At 44.3% G+C, this 18,730-nt stretch carries 20 protein-coding genes; 7 read left to right on the forward strand and 13 right to left on the reverse strand.

The genetic code is table 11. The features are described 5' to 3' along the window. The first annotated feature begins 478 nt into the window (after positions 1-478). Positions 479-1,024, forward strand: a complete 546-nt coding sequence (locus ABMY45_RS12510; protein WP_039840733.1) for a gamma carbonic anhydrase family protein — start codon at positions 479-481, stop codon at positions 1,022-1,024. On the opposite strand, the gene ABMY45_RS12515 is transcribed toward ABMY45_RS12510, so the two are convergent. Further along, positions 1,010-1,243 carry a DUF1488 family protein gene (locus tag ABMY45_RS12515; RefSeq protein WP_102055806.1) on the reverse strand — a complete coding sequence of 78 codons (234 nt, stop codon included), beginning with the start codon at positions 1,241-1,243 and terminating at the stop codon, positions 1,010-1,012. The two genes, ABMY45_RS12510 and ABMY45_RS12515, sit on opposite strands and share 15 nt — an antisense overlap. Before the next feature lie 2 nt (positions 1,244-1,245). Then, positions 1,246-2,058, reverse strand: coding sequence for a shikimate dehydrogenase (aroE, locus tag ABMY45_RS12520; protein WP_174170116.1), 813 nt, complete (start codon positions 2,056-2,058; stop codon positions 1,246-1,248). Positions 2,059-2,087: 29 nt separating this feature from the next. On the opposite strand from aroE, the gene ABMY45_RS12525 reads away from it, so the two are divergent. Both ABMY45_RS12525 and ABMY45_RS12530 read left to right on the forward strand, forming a co-directional pair. Next, complete coding sequence (locus ABMY45_RS12525) at positions 2,088-2,537, forward strand: group II truncated hemoglobin (RefSeq protein WP_010379482.1); 450 nt, start codon at positions 2,088-2,090, stop codon at positions 2,535-2,537. A gap of 105 nt (positions 2,538-2,642) precedes the next feature. After that, complete coding sequence (locus ABMY45_RS12530) at positions 2,643-4,250, forward strand: methyl-accepting chemotaxis protein (protein WP_349288944.1); 1,608 nt, start codon at positions 2,643-2,645, stop codon at positions 4,248-4,250. Between the two features lie 48 nt (positions 4,251-4,298). Here ABMY45_RS12530 and hemF read toward each other — a convergent pair whose 3' ends face one another. From hemF to ABMY45_RS12560, 6 genes are all read right to left on the reverse strand, one after another. Beyond that, a complete protein-coding gene (gene hemF / locus ABMY45_RS12535) occupies positions 4,299-5,210 on the reverse strand; it encodes an oxygen-dependent coproporphyrinogen oxidase (protein WP_010604183.1) in 912 nt (303 codons plus the stop codon). 8 nt (positions 5,211-5,218) lie between these two features. Further along, on the reverse strand, positions 5,219-5,797 hold the full coding sequence (locus ABMY45_RS12540) for an L-threonylcarbamoyladenylate synthase (RefSeq protein WP_010604182.1): 579 nt from the start codon (positions 5,795-5,797) through the stop codon (positions 5,219-5,221). Continuing rightward, positions 5,794-6,360: a type I DNA topoisomerase gene (locus ABMY45_RS12545; protein ID WP_174170117.1), complete on the reverse strand. Its 567-nt coding sequence runs from the start codon at positions 6,358-6,360 to the stop codon at positions 5,794-5,796. The genes ABMY45_RS12540 and ABMY45_RS12545 overlap by 4 nt, the downstream gene beginning before the upstream one ends. 198 nt (positions 6,361-6,558) lie before the next feature. After that, positions 6,559-7,032: a DUF494 family protein gene (locus ABMY45_RS12550; RefSeq protein ID WP_010376797.1), complete on the reverse strand. Its 474-nt coding sequence runs from the start codon at positions 7,030-7,032 to the stop codon at positions 6,559-6,561. Between the two features lie 4 nt (positions 7,033-7,036). After that, positions 7,037-8,119: a DNA-processing protein DprA gene (gene dprA / locus ABMY45_RS12555; protein WP_102055801.1), complete on the reverse strand. Its 1,083-nt coding sequence runs from the start codon at positions 8,117-8,119 to the stop codon at positions 7,037-7,039. 47 nt (positions 8,120-8,166) lie between these two features. Next, on the reverse strand, positions 8,167-9,306 hold the full coding sequence (locus ABMY45_RS12560; RefSeq protein ID WP_174170118.1) for a LysM domain-containing protein: 1,140 nt from the start codon (positions 9,304-9,306) through the stop codon (positions 8,167-8,169). Between the two features lie 117 nt (positions 9,307-9,423). Between ABMY45_RS12560 and def the strand changes: the two genes are divergently transcribed. Genes def through trkA form a run of 4 tightly spaced genes read left to right on the forward strand, consistent with a single transcriptional unit; the run spans position 9,424 to position 13,596 of the window. Continuing rightward, complete coding sequence (gene def, locus ABMY45_RS12565; RefSeq protein WP_102055799.1) at positions 9,424-9,936, forward strand: peptide deformylase; 513 nt, start codon at positions 9,424-9,426, stop codon at positions 9,934-9,936. A gap of 33 nt (positions 9,937-9,969) precedes the next feature. Continuing rightward, positions 9,970-10,917, forward strand: a complete 948-nt coding sequence (gene fmt / locus ABMY45_RS12570) for a methionyl-tRNA formyltransferase (RefSeq protein WP_349288945.1) — start codon at positions 9,970-9,972, stop codon at positions 10,915-10,917. Further along, entirely contained in the window at positions 10,914-12,197 is a 1,284-nt protein-coding gene (gene rsmB, locus ABMY45_RS12575; RefSeq protein ID WP_349288946.1) for a 16S rRNA (cytosine(967)-C(5))-methyltransferase RsmB, read from the forward strand. Before fmt ends, rsmB begins: the two co-directional genes overlap by 4 nt. A 22-nt stretch (positions 12,198-12,219) precedes the next feature. Then, positions 12,220-13,596: a Trk system potassium transporter TrkA gene (trkA, locus tag ABMY45_RS12580; RefSeq protein ID WP_010604175.1), complete on the forward strand. Its 1,377-nt coding sequence runs from the start codon at positions 12,220-12,222 to the stop codon at positions 13,594-13,596. Between the two features lie 75 nt (positions 13,597-13,671). On the opposite strand, the gene ABMY45_RS12585 is transcribed toward trkA, so the two are convergent. The 5 genes from ABMY45_RS12585 to pepQ all read right to left on the reverse strand — a co-directional run bounded on the left by ABMY45_RS12585 (position 13,672) and on the right by pepQ (position 18,697). Next, entirely contained in the window at positions 13,672-14,355 is a 684-nt protein-coding gene (locus ABMY45_RS12585; protein WP_010604174.1) for a flagellar brake protein, read from the reverse strand. A 128-nt stretch (positions 14,356-14,483) separates the two neighbouring features. Next, entirely contained in the window at positions 14,484-15,017 is a 534-nt protein-coding gene (locus ABMY45_RS12590; RefSeq protein ID WP_227387647.1) for a hypothetical protein, read from the reverse strand. 157 nt (positions 15,018-15,174) lie between these two features. Beyond that, on the reverse strand, positions 15,175-16,626 hold the full coding sequence (locus ABMY45_RS12595) for a TrkH family potassium uptake protein (RefSeq protein ID WP_010604172.1): 1,452 nt from the start codon (positions 16,624-16,626) through the stop codon (positions 15,175-15,177). Between the two features lie 63 nt (positions 16,627-16,689). Next, positions 16,690-17,307, reverse strand: a complete 618-nt coding sequence (locus ABMY45_RS12600) for a YigZ family protein (RefSeq protein ID WP_010604171.1) — start codon at positions 17,305-17,307, stop codon at positions 16,690-16,692. A 67-nt stretch (positions 17,308-17,374) separates the two neighbouring features. Further along, complete coding sequence (gene pepQ / locus ABMY45_RS12605) at positions 17,375-18,697, reverse strand: Xaa-Pro dipeptidase (protein WP_174170121.1); 1,323 nt, start codon at positions 18,695-18,697, stop codon at positions 17,375-17,377. Positions 18,698-18,730 lie beyond the last annotated feature (33 nt).

Genomic DNA, 18,730 nt, shown 5'->3' on the forward strand with positions numbered 1-18,730 from the left:
TATATAGTCACTCAGTTACAATTGAGACTCTAAATTTGTTTGCGTCATCTAGCGAACTAGAATCTGCTGTTAGAACTCAATCTGTACGAGTGCCCACACAGATGATTGCTTCATATTTTTAAAGAACATTTCGAAACATTTCGTTGTTTCGAGGGGTGTGCATTCTAAGCATTCCCAATTTTTTGTCAACACTTAATTTTGAATTTCTTTATAAGAAGTTTCGAACTTAAGTTTTACTTGACGCTAACTCGTTGCTGCTTTGCTTTTCAGCGTAGCGCTCCGTGTCAGTGGGGTCGCATTATAGGGCGATCCGATTTTAGTGCAACCCTTTTTTTAAAGAAAATTGCGAAAAAACGTTTGTTCGAGCAAAAATGAAGCGAAGCGCTTATTTTTGACACTTTTACTTATCTTTTTGCAGTTTTTTCGTACTAGAGTTTTACAATTCAACACTCTACACTAGTGACACAAGACACGAGAGATGAGTAATCTAGACATGCTTAGAAGTTATAAAGGTAAATCCCCGCGCTTGGCACAAGGCGTTTATATTGATGAATCATCCGTTTTGGTCGGTGATATTGAAATTGGCGAAGACAGCAGCGTTTGGCCATTGGTTGCAGCCAGAGGCGATGTGAACTACATCAAGATAGGGAAACGAACCAATGTTCAAGACGGAAGCGTACTGCATTTAACAAGAAAGAGCGCTTCAGTACCTAACGGTTACCCGCTTATTATTGGTGATGATGTGACTGTTGGCCATAAAGTCATGTTGCATGGTTGCAAACTTGGTAATCGTATTCTCGTAGGTATGGGTGCAATTATTATGGATAACGTCACCGTAGGAGATGACGTTATTATTGGTGGTGGTGCACTTGTCCCGCCTAATAAAAATCTTGAGTCCGGTTTTTTATATGTCGGTAGTCCGGTAAAACAAGCCAGACCCCTCACCGAACAAGAGTTACAATTTTTAAAAGTGTCCGCCCAAAATTACGTGGAACTCAAAGATGAATATTTAGAGGAAAGCTAAACTTATCTCTCCCGCCTCATTAAACGCTTCATCCTCTATTAATTGCTCAGCCTGCATTTCATAATCGAATTGGTGCTGAGCAAAGTGTGCTATTGCAGCTTCCTGCTCAAGCTTGGTTGCAATTTTACAGCGGATCAGCTGACCATTGGCCATCGCCGTAAACGTCAATTCTCCCTGTTGATAACTGATGTCATCATTAAACAGTATTGCTTGGTTCATATTTACCCTCTAATAAGCCTAAATATTTCGGACGTATCAGGTCTCACCCCTCGCCATTGGTAAAACGCTTCTGCGGCCTGCTCAACTAACATACCTATGCCATCAATCAATTGCGTTTGTTGATTATGTTGCGCCACCCAGTCTAAGAAACTTGTTTGCTGGTCGCTGTAGAACATATCGTAGGCAACTACGCAGGATGTAATAACAGTAGGGCTAACATCTGGCACTTGCCCTGTGATGCTCGATGAGGTGGAGTTAATCACAATATCGAAACCAATGTCGGGGGTATTGTTTAAGCCACACCCTGTAACCTCTCCATACGAGGAAAATTGCTCTGCTAGTTGCAATGCCTTTGACTCAGTACGATTGGTCACGACGATCCGTTTTGCTCCGGCCTGGAGGAGCGGATAGATACAGCCTTTGGCGGCGCCACCTGCACCAATCAATAGTACGTTAGCTCCCTCAAGTTTAGTTTGGTGTTTCATGAGATCTCGTACCAGACCTGCACCATCAGTATTATCGCCTGTAATACTGCCATCTTGCTGTTTGATTAGGGTATTGACGGCACCAGCGAGCTTAGCTCGTTCGGTGAGGGTATCTGCAAAGGCAAATGCCTGCTCTTTAAAAGGTAAAGTCACATTCGCACCACAACCACCTTGGGCAAAAAATGTCGATGCAGTTTGAATAAAGGCATCTTCTGGTGCCAAAATAGCCTCGTATTCTAATTGCTGCTGGCATTGCTGTGCGAATTGCGCATGGATTGCCGGCGATTTAGAATGCTTTATCGGATTACCGAATACCGCGTATTTGTCCATCGTTATAAGAGCGCCTTGAAAGAGTCATTATGAAGCAGTTAATTAAACGTATCTTTAATAAAGATGCAACCGTAGAACAAACAAATAGTGCCCCCACGCCAGAAAAAACACCTTATGAAATCATTGGTGGAGAACAAGGTGCCCGCGATCTTGCCAACCGCTTTTACGATATTATGGCAACCGACCCCTATGCAAAGCCGCTTTACGATATGCATCCACAGCCATTAGATAGGATCAGACAGGTATTTTTTGAATTTCTTTCTGGTTGGTTAGGCGGGCCCGATTTATTTGCAGAGAAATATGGTCACCCACGCCTAAGAATGCGCCATATGCCCTTCCCTATCGACCAAGATTTACGGGATCAATGGATGCACTGCATGAATAAAGCATTAGACTTAGAGGTAGGAAATCCATTATTAAGAGAAGGATTAAGGCAGTCCCTCGCTCAGCTTGCGACACATATGATTAATCAGGAATAAAACTAAAGTACTAGTTAATTAAAATTACACGGCTATTTTGCGCTAGGTCAAATCCCGCTCTTGAGTAGAGATGCATAATCACTGTTCTAATTGTGTACAGGTGCGATGCGTGTGAAATCTATTCAACATAAAATTTATGCGTTACTGGCTGTGACGGGCGTGCTCGTCTTGATTGCCAGTATCCTTAGTAGCAGCAGTCAACAAAAGACGCTCGCTGAAGAAACCGTCGAAAGTAATATTAAGCTACTGGCAGATAATTACTTTGACTCTATCAATACTATGATGCTGACCGGCACCATGGCAAACCGTGAAATTCTGAGTGATAAAATTCGCAATCATCCAAATATCGAAGATGCGCATATTATCCGCTCCGAGCAAGTTAATAAGCTTTACGGTCCAGGTAATGCAAATCAAGCACCTAACTCTGAGGCTGAATTTGATGCATTGAACGGGAAAGAAACCTTAGTTATTGAACAGCGCGACGGTAGTCGCATCATGACTTATTTAAAGCCGATGGTGGCCAAAGAAAGCTATAAAGGAACAAATTGCTTGGGTTGTCATCAGGCAAAGGAAGGCGATGTGCTCGGTGTTGTGCGGATCAGCTACTCTTTGGATGATATTGATAATACGGTACACACTAATACATGGTTTAGCACTGCGCTTCTCTCTGCTATCTTTATTATCACCTTTGTGATTTTAGGCGTACTTTTTAGGAAGCTCTTTATAGTACGACTAAAAACGCTAGGCCGAACCATGCGCCTCGCAACGACGAACAAAGACTTATCATTACGAATAGACGACCAAGTCGATGACGAGCTTGGACGCTTGGCGATTAACTTCAATAAAATGATGGATAGCTTTAAAGACAATATTGCGCAGTTATCCAACTCTTCAAAAATACTTATTCACTCAGCAGAATCTATATATGCTTCAGCTGAAACTACCGAGCTGGCCATTCAAGAGCAAAAACAAGGGACGGACTCTGTTGCAGCCGCAATTAATGAGCTTGAAAGCTCTTCAAGTGAAGTAAAAAATACCACCCACTTTGCATCAGAAAAGTCTGATAGCAGCAATCACCTCGCGGAGGAAAGCATGGCTGTTGCTAATCATACTGAGCAAAGTATCAACCAATTAGCACAAGATGTAAGGCAAGCTGCAGAACAAGTTTCTCAGCTTCAAGCACAAACACTAGAAGTGGGTAAAGTACTCGAAGTGATCAGTAGTATCGCGGAGCAAACCAACCTCTTAGCGCTCAATGCAGCAATAGAGGCCGCACGAGCCGGGGAAGCAGGAAGAGGGTTTGCGGTTGTTGCGGACGAAGTCAGAACACTTGCGACACGAACACATGACTCAACCGATGAAATCAAACGCACTATCGATAAACTACAGTCCGAGGCACAGCAAACCGTGGCAGCAATGAGTGCTTCTTGCGAAGAAGCAGATGACCGCGCACATCAGGTCAAGAAAGTGGCACAAGCGCTTAAAGACATCTCGACACAGATGCACGAAATTAATGCCTTAAACCTGCAAATTGCCGATGCCACTGAGCAGCAAAACTTGGCCGCTGAAGAAATCAATCGTAGCGTAGTGGCGATTAGCGATAATGCTGAGCGCTCGCTAGTTGATGCCCATGGCTCAAAACAGATCAGTGAAGAGTTGCTCACCCTTGCGCGCGATTTGGATGAGCAAGTGCGCGGATTTAAATTAAACTAAGTGAATAGCTAAGAGTAAAAAAGGAGCCTCGGCTCCTTTTTTACTCTATTACATCGCCAGCCAATTCTTTGGCGTAAGATAATTATAAAGCTCAGCTTCTTTCGATCCTGGCTCTGGCTGGAAGTCATACTCCCAACGTGCCAAAGGTGGCATCGACATTAAAATAGACTCGGTACGTCCACCTGTTTGTAGACCAAACAATGTGCCTCTATCCCATACCAGATTAAATTCAACGTAACGGCCTCGGCGATATAGCTGGAATTGACGCTCTTGTTCGCTATACGGTGTATCTTTGCGTTTTTCAATAATAGGCAGGTAAGCATCAAGGAAGCCATTACCAACAGCTTGCATAAATGCAAAGCTCTTTTCAAAGCCCCATTGGTTTAAGTCATCAAAGAATAAACCACCCACACCTCGAGTCTCATCTCGATGTTTTAAATAGAAATATTCATCACACCACTTTTTGTAGTCACCGTATACCGCGTCACCAAATGGTGCGCACAAATCCTTTGCTACTTGGTGCCAGTGCTTCACATCATCAAGAACTGGATAAAATGGGGTTAAATCAAAACCGCCACCAAACCACCAAATCGGCTCTTCACCTTCTTTCTCAGCAATAAAAAAACGCACATTGGCGTGGCTAGTTGGAATATTGGGATTCTTCGGGTGGATCACTAAAGATACCCCACAGGCATGGAAGCTTCTGCCTGCTAACTCTGGACGGTGTGCCGTCGCAGAGGCTGGCATGGAAGCGCCAAAAACATGTGAATAGTTTACCCCGCCTTGCTCAATAACATCGCCATTACGGATCACGCGAGTGCGACCGCCACCACCTTCAGCACGCTCCCAGGCATCTTCAACAAACTGAGCGTTACCATCGGCAGCCTCTAAGCCTTGGCAGATATTATCTTGTAGTTGTAATAAAAAGGCTTTTACGGTCTCTAGGTTTATTTTACTCATGGTACTTTTTATCCTCGGATCACTTGGCCAGTCATTGCATTTTTGATGACGCTTGGGGTCGTATTACCGCCTAACTCACCTTCAACATAATAGCCAACTTGCGAGCCAAACTGGCTACGAGCTTCCGACAACGAAACAACTGGAGTTTGACCCGTTACATTGGCACTGGTAGATACAATCGGCTTACCAAAACGTTGACACAACTGCTTTACAATGGGATGGCTAGTAACACGAATAGCGATAGTGTCGTGTCCCCCTGTTAACCAATGCGGCGTACTGGCTTTCGCTGGCAATAACCAAGTAATGGCGCCTGGCCATGACGAAAAAATATCAGCGCGCTTATCCATCGGGATTTTATTGTCATCCACGTAGGGCAAACATTGACCATAATTGTCGGCAATTAAGATTAACCCTTTTTCTATGGGTCGAGATTTGATTGTTAGCAACTTAGTGACCGCATCTTGGTTATCAGGATCACAACCTAAACCATAAATGGCTTCCGTTGGATAACAGATCACTTTGCCAGCTTGAAGTGCCGACTCGGGCGTTGTTATTGTCGCAGCATCCGCTTTATTGTCATTACTCACGGTATTTCCACTATCTTTTGACATGATTTCTGCGGGCATTGTAGCACAGCTTTACCCGCTCGGGTTTTCTCCACCAGCACGGGCCAATGACACTCAGGACAAGCCTGCTCTACAGGCTTGGCGTTCAAGGTATACTTACAACTTGGGTAAGTGTCACAGCTATAAAAGTGTTTACCAAACTTATTTTTACGCTGAATTAGGTTGCCTTTTTGGCATTTTGGACACGCAGGCAACGCCGCTGTGGGTGGCGCATCTTCATAACCAATATAGTGGCAATCAGGATACCCAGTACAGCCAATAAACATGCCGTAGCGGCCATTTTTTATCACTAGATCTTTGCCACATTCAGGACAAGCCACATCTTCTAGTACTTTAATTACATGGCTATCATGATGTGCGAGCGGGCGAATATAATCACAAGTCGGGTAGCTAGCGCAGCCAATAAATGGACCATTTTTACTGTTTTTGATTACCAGCTCAGAGCCACATTCTGGGCATACTTCATACTCTTTTTCTAATGCATGTTTGTCTGCATTAAATAATGCATGGTCTATTTTACTCATCGCTTTACCACCGCCCCCTTGTGCAAGTATGCGCCTAATATAATAGCCTCGTTTTTAGGGTCAAGGAAATGATGGAAATTCCCCCTTGCAAGTATTTGATATCAGTGTTTTCAACTAAGCAGGAACATTATTTGAAAGGCGGTAAGCTGAAACCAGAACCTCAACTTACCGAAGGAAACTTGCCATGCTAGAGCAGAGTTAATGAACTACAGATGCAGGCTCGGTAAAAATCAGATCTTCCATCTGCGCATAAGCATGTTCTTTACCCGGCACATTAAATAGCACCATTAGTATCACCCACTTTAAATCATCTAGGCTGATATAGGTTTTATCCAACGCGAATAAGCGATCCATCACCATTTCTCTGGTGGTACTGTCAATCACTCCGACTTGTTCCACAAACATTAAAAAACCACGGCTTTCAACGTCTAGCATATTGCATTCGCTGTCGGTGTAGATCCGCGTTGCATGGTCCGGTTTAGCATTTAAATAGGGGTTTTCGTCACTGTGTTGTAAATCTGCAAGTTGCTCAAGCCAATCAAGCGCTTTGTATATTTCGCCTTGATTAAAGCCGGCGCGAAGGAGTTCATCGGTGAGTTCATTTTGTTCGACAAAGATTTCTGCCTCACTGTGAATATAGTTCTCAAATAAATACATTAAAATATCAAACATCTTCTTAACCCCTCGCGAGTTTTATGTAGCCGTCGAGTACACGCTCTACTTTATCTTCGAGTTCTAGGTCCAATAGTCTGGCAATCACCTGTTCTACTGGCCACTGGGTCCTTTGCGTTAAAGTGTCGACTGACGTCACCTCAAAGCCAAGGTTTTCTAATACGGGACATTGCTCCTCTTTTTGCTCCCCTATTTCTATACTATATAGACTGTTTTCACAAAAAAAGCTCACTTCTTCCAAAATATCCTCAATATTTTCGGTGAGTTTTGCGCCTTGCTTAATCAAGTAATGACAACCGCTACTTAATCGATTTTTAATTGAGCCAGGGATCGCAAATACTTCCTTGTTTTGCTCCAGTGCATAGCGTGCAGTAATCAGCGAGCCACTTTTTACTTCGGCTTCAACCAACAAAACACCCAAAGATAAACCTGAGATTATGCGATTACGCCGCGGAAAGTGATTACTATTTGCTTGAGTATTTGGTAAGAATTCACTCACCACCAAACCATGCTGTACGATGTCTTCATAAAGTCGTTGATGGCGTTTGGGGTAAACAACATCAACACCAGTCCCTAGCACAGCAATGGTTCCTCCTTGAACATCAAGTGCACCTTGGTGCGCTGCGCCATCAATCCCTCTTGCCATACCCGACGTCACCACCAACCCCGAGCGACTTAAGCCCTGTGCAAACTCATGTGCAAGCCCAAGCCCAGTTCTCGTTGAACTACGACTACCGACAACCGCAATTTGTGGTTGTTTTAATAACGCAATGTTCCCTCTGCAAAAGAGCACTAAGGGAGGGTTACAGATCTCTTTTAGTTGCTCGGAGTACTCAGGAGAAAACAAAGATACAACATGAATTTGCTGACATTGACAATAAGCCAATATGTGCTCGATACGAGACCAATCTGTGCTCGCTAAATTGGCAGCAACATTTTCTTGTAGCCCAAGCTGACAAAGCTCAACTTGGCTTAATGTGAATAATTGCGCAAGGGAGACGTGATTAAGTAATGCAGTGATGGTTTTGATACCCAGCCCTTGGCAAAGGGTTAATGCCAAAGCTTGAGCTAGTTTAGCTTGTTTCATACTCTCTCCTTGAGTTTACTGACTCACTCAAGGAGAAATTCTACCACCTAGTTACTGGCAGTTTCCTTGAATGCTTGTACATGATCACCAACGCGGATCGGCTCCGAAGTTTCAACAACCATAGCGTAGCTTAAGTCTTCATACACTTTAAAGACCATCAGCTCACCGACTTTTTCCTTTGGCATATGCCATACCACACTATCGTCATCGTTTTCCTCACCAAACCAAGATCCCATTTCGGTGATCAGTTTGTCAAGTCGTGATGCATCTTCAATATAGCGCGGACCGTGTTGACTTTCTATAACTGTAGGTGATTGCCTTATAATATCAAGGACATGTCCCTCTTTTAGCCGTGCTTTACTACCCACATCTAGTACCACAACACTCATGGTACTAAACTCTCTGAGCTTATTATCGCTCGCAATAATACGGCCCAAAGTTTGCTCCTCAGGACGAGACATAGAAAACTGTGCCGGAAAGCTTTGTCCGGTAGATATGGGTAGTACAATATCCCCAGCTCTAACCTCTTGTTTGGCAACCTCTAACTGTAGCTTTGCCGGACGCCCCGCAGCTAGGTCACCTTGCTCAACCACGTGGCCAGAACCAACTAACACAGCTTCCAAGCCAAGCAATTGTTGGCTATCTATTGCACGATAGATTTCACCGCGACGATAGATGGCATAGTGCCCACCTTTTACTAAATCAGCTTTAACATACAAAAGATGACCCGGAGTCGCATTTTTAATATTTCGATTAGCTCCCAGTACAATTGGGCTATCAGAAAACTCCGACTCAGAAAGTGCTTGCTCGAAACGCAAAAACGGTTCCATGATGGGTAGTGGCAAGGTAGGAATAGCAGCCACTTTTTGGTTAACAATACGTGTATGCGGTGACAGCTTCTTCACACCTTTGTCTAACACCAGTATTGGATTGCCATTTTCATCGTAAAGTAGCTTAAGACTGTCTCCTGGATAAATCAGATCTGGGTTTTGAATACTAGGATTCCACTGCCACAATTGCTTCCACTTCCATGGAGAACGTAGGTACATTTTTGAAATATCCCACAAGGTATCGCCTTTTTTCACCACATAACGCTGTGGTGCATCTGCTTTTACAGCCAAAGTGTCCGCTTTCACAGAGAAAACAGAGCAGCTAGCGAGTATTAATGCAGCAATCGGATATTTCATGATGGCTTCCTTGTGGTTATTTTTGGTTATTATCCACCAAAACCTGTTAAAGGGGAACTTGAATGGCTAAAATAAGACCATACACTAGCTTACACGATAAATTGATTTAGGGTAATCATGGCTATATTAGAAGTTTTAAAGTTTCCAGACGAGCGTTTACGCACTGTTGCACAGCCTGTAGCAGAGGTTAATGACGAAGTACGTCAAATAGTTAAAGACATGCTGGAAACAATGTATGATGAAAATGGTATCGGCCTTGCGGCTACGCAAGTTGATATTCATCAGCGTATCGTCGTTATTGACGTTTCTGAAGAGCGCGATGAGCCACGCGTATTAATCAACCCAGAAATAACCAAACGCGATGGTACTACAGTGAGCGAAGAAGGCTGCTTGTCAGTACCATATTCATACGCAAAAGTAGATCGCGCTGAAACGGTCACGGTAAAGGCAACGAACGAACGTGGTGAAACATATGAGCTGGACGCTGATGGTTTGCTTGCCGTTTGTATTCAACACGAATTAGACCACTTAGTTGGTAAGCTATTTATCGATTACCTATCACCACTTAAACGTGACCGTATTCGTAAGAAGCTTGAAAAAGAAGCTAAGTTCGCTGCAAAGCAAGCTTAACCAATCTCCAACCAACTGATTTTAGGGTATTTCGTGAGTAATCCTTTGCGTATCGTTTTCGCAGGCACGCCTGATTTTGCAGCGCGCCACCTTGACGCACTTATTCAATCACAACATGACGTCGTGGCAGTGTACTGCCCACCCGACCGTCCAGCTGGACGTGGTAAAAAGCTCAAAGCATGTGAAGTAAAAATATTAGCACAAGAACACAACCTGCCAGTGCTACAACCGCAATCATTAAAAACATCGGACGCACAGGCAGAGCTAGCCGCGCTTGATGCCGATGTCATGATTGTTGTTGCCTACGGAGTATTATTACCAAAAACTATTTTAGATACTCCTCGACTTGGGTGCCTGAATGTTCATGGCTCAATTTTACCACGATGGCGAGGCGCAGCGCCTATTCAGCGTGCTATTTGGGCTGGCGACAATGAAACTGGCGTAACCATCATGCAAATGGATGAGGGCCTAGATACCGGTGATATGTTGCACATCGCCCGCTGCCCTATTACAGCTACTGATACCAGTGCAGATCTCTACAACAAGCTTGCTGAACTTGGCCCTGATGCACTGATCGATACGCTAGCACGCTTATCTGCGGGCGAGATCACGCCAGAAAAGCAAGACGATACGCTAGCGAATTATGCTAAGAAACTAAGCAAAGAAGAAGCCGAGATTGACTGGCAGATGGAAGCCGCGCAAATTGAACGTAACATCCGCGCATTTAATCCATGGCCGGTTTGCTTTACCAATATGGCGGGTAACAGCGTCAAGATTTGGCAAGCGAAGGTAGTTGACGAACAAGGTGATGCAGGACATGTGCTACGTGCGGACAAGCACGGTATTGTAATTGCCTGTGGCACACAGTCATTAGAAATTCACACCTTGCAACCACAAGGTAAAAAGCCCATGTCTGCACAAGACTTTTTGAATGGTCGAGCTGACTGGGTAGCAATTGGTGCTAAGGTTGGTGAAGCGTGAGTAATGTTCGCGCACTTGCCGCCCAAACCCTATTTCAAGTCGTCGATAAAGGCGCATCGTTAAGTGCTCAATTACCACTTGCCACCAGCCAGTTAGACGGTAAAGACAAAGCCTTGCTACAGCAAATTTGCTATGGCGTATTAAGGTACTTGCCTTCGCTTGAACATTATTGCCAGCAATTACTTGAGCAACCACTTAAAGGTAAGCGCCGTGTTTTCCAGTTTTTGCTGTATGTGGGTATTTACCAACTGCAACATATGCGTGTACCAGCTCATGCTGCAGTAGCCGAAACTGTAAACGCACTTACGCCACTAAGAGCGCCCGGCATGAAAGGCTTAGTTAATGCAATTTTACGCAGCTTCCAACGTCATCAGGTCGAATTAGAAACCAGCGCTGCCGAAATCCCAGCTTGTTTATACAACCACCCAGGCTGGTTTATCAATCAACTAAAAGCAGCTTACTCAACTCAATGGCAAGCTATTTTAGAAGCGAACCAACAACAAGCACCAATGTGGCTGCGTGTTAACCAATCGCAATTCTCTACTGCCGATTATGCAGCTCTGCTAGACCAAGAAGGGGTAGCCTATCAGCTTCATAGCGAATACCCTGACGGGATCTTACTTGATAGCCCAATCGACGTTTACGCACTACCACAATTTGCTGCTGGCGCTTGCTCAGTGCAAGACGCCGCTGCCCAAAAAGCCGCGAGATTATTAGCACCACAAGCAGGTGAAAATATCCTTGATGCTTGTGCCGCCCCTGGCGGTAAGACTTGCCATATTTTGGAGTTGGCAGATGCCAAAGTGACTGCAATTGATGCTGATGGTGACCGCTTGCTACGTGTAGAGCAAAACCTTGAGCGGATTGGATTGTCGGCCAAATGCCTTGAGGGCGATGCAAGTGACCCCGAAGCATGGTGGGATGACGAGCAATATGATCGCATCTTATTGGATGTACCTTGCTCTGCAACTGGCGTTATTAGAAGACACCCGGACATCAAATGGCTAAGACGTGCTTCTGATATTGATAACTTGGTGACGTTACAGGCACAAATTATTGATAAAATCTGGCCATTGCTTAAGCCCGGTGGCACACTAGTTTATGCTACCTGCTCGGTACTGCCACAAGAGAACCAGCAACAGATCGCACGCTTTCTTTCTGCGACCCCTGATGCAACGCTTGTACCTTTGCACGATGCAGACACACAAACACAACCAGGCTTGCAGCTATTACCCGGATTGAGTGATGGGTTTTACTACGCAAAGTTGACAAAACAATAATAGAAAATCGACCATAACCAATATGAAAATCATCATCTTAGGCGCCGGCCAAGTCGGCGGGACACTGGCAGAAAACCTCGTCGGTGAAGAAAATGAAATTACCGTTGTCGACATCGATGGCGAGCGCTTAAGAGAGCTGCAAGACAAATACGATCTACAGGGAGTCACTGGCCACAGTGCTCACCCTGAGATCTTACGTCAAGCAGGTGCTGAGGACGCCGACATGATAATCGCCGTAACCAGCTCGGATGAGGTTAATATGGTTGCGTGCCAGGTTGCCTATAGTATTTTCAATACGCCAACCAAAATTGCGCGGATCCGCTCTGAGCAATACTTAAAGTACAAAGAAAAGCTGTTTCACAATGACGACCTACCGGTCGACCATTACATCGCACCGGAGCAGCTAGTAACGCAATATATCCGCAGGCTAATAGATTACCCAGGCGCTTTGCAGGTGTTGCAATTTGCAGAGGGCATGCTGTCACTCGTGGCGGTTAAAGCTTATTACGGCGGTTTACTCGTTGGCTATGCACTTTCTGCATTAAAAGAGCATATTCCAAACGTCGACACCCGCGTTGCCGCTATTTATCGCCAAGGCAAAGCCATCAAGCCACTCGGCACCACCGTAATTGAAGCCGATGATGAAGTCTTCTTTATCGCCGCAACCAAGCATATTCGTGCGGTCATGAACGAGCTACAAAAGCTCGAACGCTCTTACAAGAAAATTATGATTGCCGGTGGCGGTAACATAGGTGCGGGATTGGCAAGTTCATTAGACAAGAACCATAGCGTCAAGCTTATTGAACGCAATCAAGCTCGTGCCACACAACTATCTGAAACGCTTGATAATACAGTAGTTTTTTGTGGCGATGCCTCAGACCAAGAACTGCTATCAGAAGAACATATAGAGCAAGTAGACGTGTTCATCGCGGTGACGAACGACGACGAAGCCAATATTATGGCTGCGATGCTTGCAAAACGTATGGGCGTACAAAAGACCATGGCGCTTATTCAACGTGGTGCCTATGTCGACCTCGTGCAAGGTGGCGACATTGATATTGCCATCTCACCACAGCAAGCGACTATATCAGCGCTACTCACCCATGTTCGTCGTGGAGATATCGTTAACGTTTATTCATTGCGTAAAGGTGCTGCAGAGGCCATTGAAGCTGTAGCACATGGCGATGAAAACACCTCTAAGGTTGTCGGTCGTGCTATTCGCGATATCAAATTACCGCCGGGTGCGACTATCGGTGCCATTGTCCGTGATGAAGATGTACTGATCGCACATGACGATACTATAATTCTCTCTGGCGACCATGTGATCATGTTCCTAATCGATAAAAAGCAAATCGGTGTTGTGGAAAAACTCTTCCAGGTAAGCGCTTTATTCGTTTAATGCCAATTGAGTTAATTCTCCAATCAATTTTAAGGGTGAATTATCTCATTTAAATGGTGTAAAGCGCCGTACTCACTAGGTATCTTGTTGGTCTTGAAAAATAGATAAATCGATTAAATAGTCTTTTAATACGCTGCGGATTATTTCTGGTTCTGAGGTTAAGTGAATGCCTAGAGAGACGATTTGCTCATGACTTTTTATACGCCGAATATCCCCTTCTAGCGAGATCTGATTCCCTTCTTTACCTTCGATAAACACTTCGCACTTTAAACCTTCTTCCATATGTTCAGCATCAATTGACGTTAAGTCGAGCTGTAAACCAGCAAGTGAGATGTCCTTTATTACCCCAACATCTTTGCTGCCATGACAGTGAAACTTAGCGGGGATTAAGGTTGGCACCCGGTTTTGCGAGCGGAGTTTGTATGTTTGTACCTTTTCGGGTAAATAGAGAAAAATAAGCCGCGCGGGATGGACTGAAACCGCTTTGATTTGCGATTTGAATGCAATGACTTGGCCATCACCATTTTCGAGCAAAGCCCGAACGATAACCGAAGTCCCTTCCATAACAAAGTCCAGCGCCGCGCCTAATCGCTTAGGGTTGGGATGGTTAAGAATTAAAAACGCCCCTTGTAGCATACCGACATATTCTGTTTTTATTCTTTTACTATTTGCCGGTAAACAAATTTCTAAATCAACAATACTTCCAGCGCTGATTGCGGTGAGCAAAGTTTCTTGCCCAACCTCTTGAGTTTTTAACATGGATCCAACCCTTCCTGAGTTCACTCTACTACTTTTTTATTGTAGCAGTTTTAGCGGAAGGCCATTTAAAACTGAATTCAGATTAATTACAACTCCCCGATCATCAGCAATACCTAACAAAGATCCGTTTATTTGACTAAAAAATGGCTTTTTAATACTATCGCACCATCTCTTAACGTCATCATTTTACTTTGTACCTCAAGCGAACTTTGTGGCATACCAAGCTCGTTATCCTCAATAAACAACATCATAGGTTCGCCGTTACGCTTAGCAACAAATAATATACCCGAGACATCATGCTTGAATAAGCAGCCTGCTCCCTCCGTCTCGAAGTCATCGACAATCGCTGGTATTTGGCGCTTTTGCCAGAGCTCATTTTCTGAAATCACTTGAACAACAAACCGTATACCACTCTCACAGCCAATTTGATGAAACAAGTCATATGATTGAGCACTACCTAATGTGGGCTGGTTATGTTGCAAGTAACCGACCTCATTGATTAAGCTATTTAACTGTATTACGCTTCGTTCTATAAGCTGCATACCCAAGTCCTGCTCATGGCTAGCAGCAAATCCCTCAATCACTTTAAACCCTTTATCTGAAAAGCGTGTGGCAAGCAATATCGTCGCCTCCAAGTTAAATCGTTGTAAAAATACTGACACTTGAAAACCCCGAAAATCCGAGTTTTTGAAATTTTTATTAACTTTTTCTTTGCGAAGTTCAAAAGGAAGATGACAACTTGTCACAAAGTGGCAGAAACAAGGTAGTGATACTGTCAGTTGTAGGCTCCTAGCAAAAGAGCCCACAACTTAAGCACTGTTACCCACGCCAGAAGGTAGGAGTAAATAAGACTAACAACGTGAAGATCTCTAAGCGGCCAAAGACCATAGCAAGAGTAAGGATCCACTTTGCTGCATCGCTAATGTCGCCGTAGTGCGCTGCAACACTTCCCAATCCTGGGCCCAAGTTATTTAGACAGGCCGCAGTTGCTGAAAATGCAGTAATGTTATCGAGTCCCGTCCCCAGTAATGCAATCATAATAATCACAAACACCAGCGCATAAGCCGAGAAGAACCCCCACACCGCTTCCACCACTTTATCAGGCAATGCCTTGCGGCCTAATTTTATCGAGTAAATAGCGCGTGGATGCACTAAACGATTAAGCTCGCGGATCCCCTGTAAATAGAGTAAGAAGACACGCACAACCTTCATCCCACCACCCGTAGAACCAGCACAGCCACCAATGAAGCTAGAGAAAATCAAGAGAATAGGTAGAAACAGCGGCCACGTTGAGAAGCTATCGGTCGCAAACCCAGCAGTTGTACTAATTGACACAGCCTGAAACATCGCTTGATCTAAGGTTTCATCACCCGTTTCATAGACATTGCTTGACGATAATACCGCAAAACAAATCACTACCAACGCTAACTGGATAAATAGAAAGACTTTAAACTCAGGATCTCGCAAATAGGCTTTAATATTGCGGCTCGACACAGCAGCATAATGTAGCGAGAAGTTAATGGCAGCAATCAGCAAGAAGATGACGCAAATAACGTTAATGAGCGGGTTATCGAAGTAGCCCATAGAAGCGTCATAAGTCGAGAAGCCACCGATAGCTATCGTAGCAAACGCATGACAGATAGCATCAAACCAATTCATTCCTGCTATCCAGTAAGCCAGCGTACAAGCTGCTGTTAGAGACACATAGATATACCAAAGGTGCTTGGCGGTATCGGCAATACGCGGTGTCATCTTTGAGTCTTTAACTGGACCTGGTGTTTCGGCACGATATAACTGCATGCCACCAACCCCAAGCATAGGAAGAACGGCTACGGCCAATACGATGATCCCCATACCACCAAGCCACTGCAACTGCTGGCGATAGAATAATACCGCTTTGGGTAAATGTTCTATACCCGTCAATACCGTAGCCCCAGTAGTTGTCAGCCCAGAAAAAGCTTCAAACACGGCATCTGCTAAAGATAGATTCGGTTTATCTAAGAAAATGAGCGGCAATGATGCAAACGATCCCAGTACCAACCAGAATAAAACAACGATTAAGAAGCCCTCTCTGGCTTTAAGATCGCCGTTTTCCTTGCGGTTTGGGTAGTACGCAAACAAACCCATCAGCACACTAAAAATGAAAGCTAAAACAAAAGGTACACCACCACCATCTTTGTATATCAAAGATACAATGGCTGGTGGCACCATAGTGATACTAAATAGAGCGACTAACTGCCCGAGTATTTTTATTATGGTACGAAATTGCATTTTGTACGCTGCGCTTTTTGTTATTTAACCAGAGGTTAATTAGTGAATGTAAAGAAGTAGAACCTACTCCTTGAGTTGCTTAAATAATACAACACCATTGGTTAATTCATAAATAGCATCAATGATTTGTTGTGTTTCACGACTATCTACTGCTATTTGCCAGGTAATATTAGCCGTGTATTCTTTATCTAAATTTAGCACTGTAAACTGGCTTTGTAATAGCTGCTCTATCACACCTTGGAGATGGTAATCACTGTGACCAACAATAATAGAAGCCGGTACCTTTTTAGTCGTGCTTAGCTGTGCTAAAGCGTTATTAAGCGTGCCTCCATAGGCTCTAACCAACCCCCCGGTGCCAAGTTTTATACCGCCAAAATAACGCGTCGTCACCGCGGTTATTTCACCAATCCCTGATCCCATTAGCACATTGAGCATTGGCTTACCAGCGGTCCCGTTAGGCTCACCATCATCAGAAAACCCTAACACATGGCTGCCACCAGGGGGCCCAGCTATGTGTGCCCAACAATTGTGCCGTGCATCAGGATACGCGTCATTAATCTGCTTAATAAACGCTTTAGCATCTTCGATGGTTGGCGTGTGGGCCAAATGTACGATAAACGTGCTTTTCTTAATTTCCTCATGATGACTAATTGATTCACTCGGAATGAAATATTCAGACATAATGTTCCAAACTAAAAGGGAGCCAATCGGCCCCCAAATATACTTACTTTTAGCGCTAGAAGTCAGCTTACTCGAGACCGAAATCTCGCGTCATATTTTCTAGTCTATCTTCATGCACAATGATGTTATCTTCAATACGGATACCACCGTAAGGCTTCAGTGCGTCAACCTTATCCCAATTGATATACTGTTTGTTTTCTGTTTGCGCCAAGTCTTCCAACAATGAATCGATGAAGTACAACCCTGGCTCAATAGTGAACACCTGATTAGCCTCTATCTTACGAGTACAACGCAAGAACGGGTGACCTTCAGGCGGTGCTTGGTGCGTGCCGGCTTCATCAGCCATGAATCCGCCCATATCATGTACCTGTAGACCAATATGGTGACCGAGACCATGAGGGAAGAAAGTGGAAGAAATTCCCTTCTCGACGATGGCCTGAGCACCAAGCTTAACAATACCAAAGTCACTCAACACTTGCGCCACACGATTATGACAATCGATATGCAGCTCACCGTATAGTTTGCCCGGTTGTAATGCTCTGCCCAATTCAATTTGGTGATCGTTCATGACTTTCACCAACTCGGCAAACTCACCTTGTTTAGCAAAATCATAAGTACGGGTAATATCTGACGCATAACCGTTAAAGTTTGCACCGGCATCAATCAAAAATGATAAGTGCTTACTCGGTGCTTTACGCTCAAAATGGGTATAGTGCAAAATCGCACAATTTTCATTCAAGGCGACAATATTGCCATATGGCGTATCGTTTTCCATATGCTGAGTTGCATTAAGATAAGCTTGTTGAATTTCAAACTCGGAACCACCAGCAAAGAAGGCATCGCGCGCCGCCATGTGGCCAAGCACGCCAAGACGGCTTGCTTCACGTAAACATGCCATTTCATACTGAGTTTTATATGCACGATGATAATGCAAGAAGTTCATCACCGGCTCTGGATTCACTTGAGTAAAGCCAAGCGCTTGTGCAACCTCTAAATATTCACCGATATAGGCATAGTTTGCTTTGTCGTATGGCAGTAACTGTTCAACCTGATCTGGCTTAACCAGCAGTTGAATATCAAAATACTCTGCCCAAAAATCTCTCGGCTCGTCAGGCACTTTATGCCAAAAATCAACCGGACGATAAAAAATGAGTTTCGGCTTGTCACTGCCATTAACCACAACCCAGCAATGCGGATTATCGATAACAGGCAACCAAGCTTTAAATTGCGGGTTAACTTTAAACGGATAGTACATATCATCAAGGAATTGACGCTTTGCTTGCCCCGAATGGATCACAAGTCCATCCAGTCCTTCTCGTTCTACTATCGTTCTTGTACGCTGTTGCAACGTGGCAATGTGCTCTGCGTATAAATTTGCTAACTTATCCATGGTGTACCCATTTTCAAAAATTCACATACTATC

The organism is Pseudoalteromonas sp. XMcav11-Q, from assembly GCF_040104525.1.
In the GTDB taxonomy this organism is placed as follows: domain Bacteria; phylum Pseudomonadota; class Gammaproteobacteria; order Enterobacterales; family Alteromonadaceae; genus Pseudoalteromonas.